We start from the raw sequence: 1,980 nt of genomic DNA on the forward strand, positions 1-1,980 counted from the left end.
CCATCTGTGCAGGAAGCACGGTAACATCAGGGCAGTTATTTGCAGCCTTAGGCGGAAGCCCAGCGACCGGCGGAACTTGGTCACCAGCATTAGCAGGGGCTAATACCTATACATATACAGTAGCAGCAACCGCACCATGTACCACAGCAGCAACGGCTCAGGTAGTGGTAAGCGAGCAGGCTTTACCAAATGCGGGAACTAACGGAACACTTACCATCTGTGCAGGAAGCACGGTAACATCGGCGCAGTTATTTGCAGCCTTAGGTGGAAGTCCAGCTACAGGAGGTACTTGGTCACCAGCATTATCAGGCGCAAATACCTATACATATACAGTAGCCGCAACGGCACCATGTACCACAGCAGCAACAGCTCAGGTAGTGGTAAGCGAACAAGCTTTACCAAATGCGGGAACTAACGGAACACTTACCATCTGTGCAGGAAGCACGGTAACATCGGCGCAGTTATTTGCAGCCTTAGGCGGAAGTCCAGCGACAGGAGGTACTTGGTCACCAGCATTATCAGGCGCAAATACCTATACATATACAGTAGCCGCAACCGCACCATGTACCACAGCAGCAACGGCTCAGGTAGTGGTAAGCGAGCAAGCTTTACCAAATGCGGGAACTAACGGAACACTTACCATCTGTGCAGGAAGCACCGTAACATCAGCACAGTTATTTGCAGCCTTAGGAGGAAGTCCAGCTACCGGCGGAACTTGGTCACCAGCATTAGGCGGCGCAAATACCTATACGTATACAGTAGCAGCAACGGCACCATGTACCACAGCAGCAACAGCTCAGGTAGTGGTAAGCGAACAAGCTTTACCAAATGCGGGAACTAACGGAACACTAACGATCTGTGCAGGAAGCACTGTAACATCAGCGCAGTTATTTGCAGCCTTAGGTGGAAGTCCAGCTACCGGCGGAACTTGGTCACCAGCATTAGCAGGGGCTAATACCTATACATATACCGTAGCTGCAACGGCACCATGTACCACAGCAGCAACGGCTCAGGTAGTGGTAAGCGAACAGGCTTTACCAAATGCGGGAACTAACGGAACACTCACAATCTGTGCAGGAAGCACGGTAACATCAGCACAGTTATTTGCAGCCTTAGGTGGAAGTCCAGCTACCGGCGGAACTTGGTCACCAGCATTATCAGGCGCTAATACCTATACATATACAGTAGCCGCAACTGCACCATGTACCACAGCAGCAACGGCTCAGGTAGTGGTAAGCGAACAGGCTTTACCAAATGCGGGAACTAACGGAACTCTTACCATCTGTGCAGGAAGCACGGTAACATCAGCACAGTTATTTGCAGCCTTAGGCGGAAGTCCAGCTACAGGCGGAACTTGGTCACCAGCATTATCAGGCGCTAATACCTATACGTATACCGTAGCAGCAACCGCACCATGTACCACAGCAGCAACGGCTCAGGTAGTGGTAAGCGAACAGGCTTTACCAAATGCGGGAACTAACGGAACACTTACCATCTGTGCAGGAAGCACGGTAACATCGGCGCAATTATTTGCAGCCTTAGGTGGAAGTCCAGCTACCGGCGGAACTTGGTCACCAGCATTAGCAGGGGCTAATACCTATACATATACCGTAGCAGCAACTGCACCATGTACCGTAGCAGCAACAGCTCAGGTAGTGGTAAGCGAACAGGCTTTACCAAATGCGGGAACTAACGGAACACTTACCATCTGTGCAGGAAGCACTGTAACATCAGCACAGTTATTTGCAGCCTTAGGAGGAAGTCCTGCTACAGGAGGAACTTGGTCACCAGCATTATCAGGCGCTAATACCTATACGTATACAGTAGCAGCAACCGCACCATGTACCACAGCAGCAACAGCTCAGGTAGTGGTAAGCGAGCAAGCTTTACCAAATGCAGGAACTAACGGAACACTAACGATCTGTGCAGGAAGCACGGTAACATCGGCGCAGTTATTTGCAGCCTTAGGTGGAAGTCCAG

Annotated in this window: 1 protein-coding gene (cut by a window edge); it reads left to right on the forward strand. The window is 50.9% G+C overall.

Translation table 11 applies throughout. The features are described from left to right. Positions 1 to 103, forward strand: the end of a protein-coding gene (locus ACKTS5_RS06910; RefSeq protein WP_408043121.1) for a proprotein convertase P-domain-containing protein. The gene continues 2,738 nt to the left of window position 1, outside the view; 103 of the gene's 2,841 nt are visible here — the last part of the coding sequence; the start codon falls outside the window, past its left edge; its stop codon occupies positions 101 to 103. The last annotated feature ends 1,877 nt before the right edge of the window (positions 104 to 1,980 follow it).

Source organism: Tenacibaculum litopenaei (assembly GCF_964514025.1).
Taxonomy (GTDB): domain Bacteria; phylum Bacteroidota; class Bacteroidia; order Flavobacteriales; family Flavobacteriaceae; genus Polaribacter; species Polaribacter litopenaei.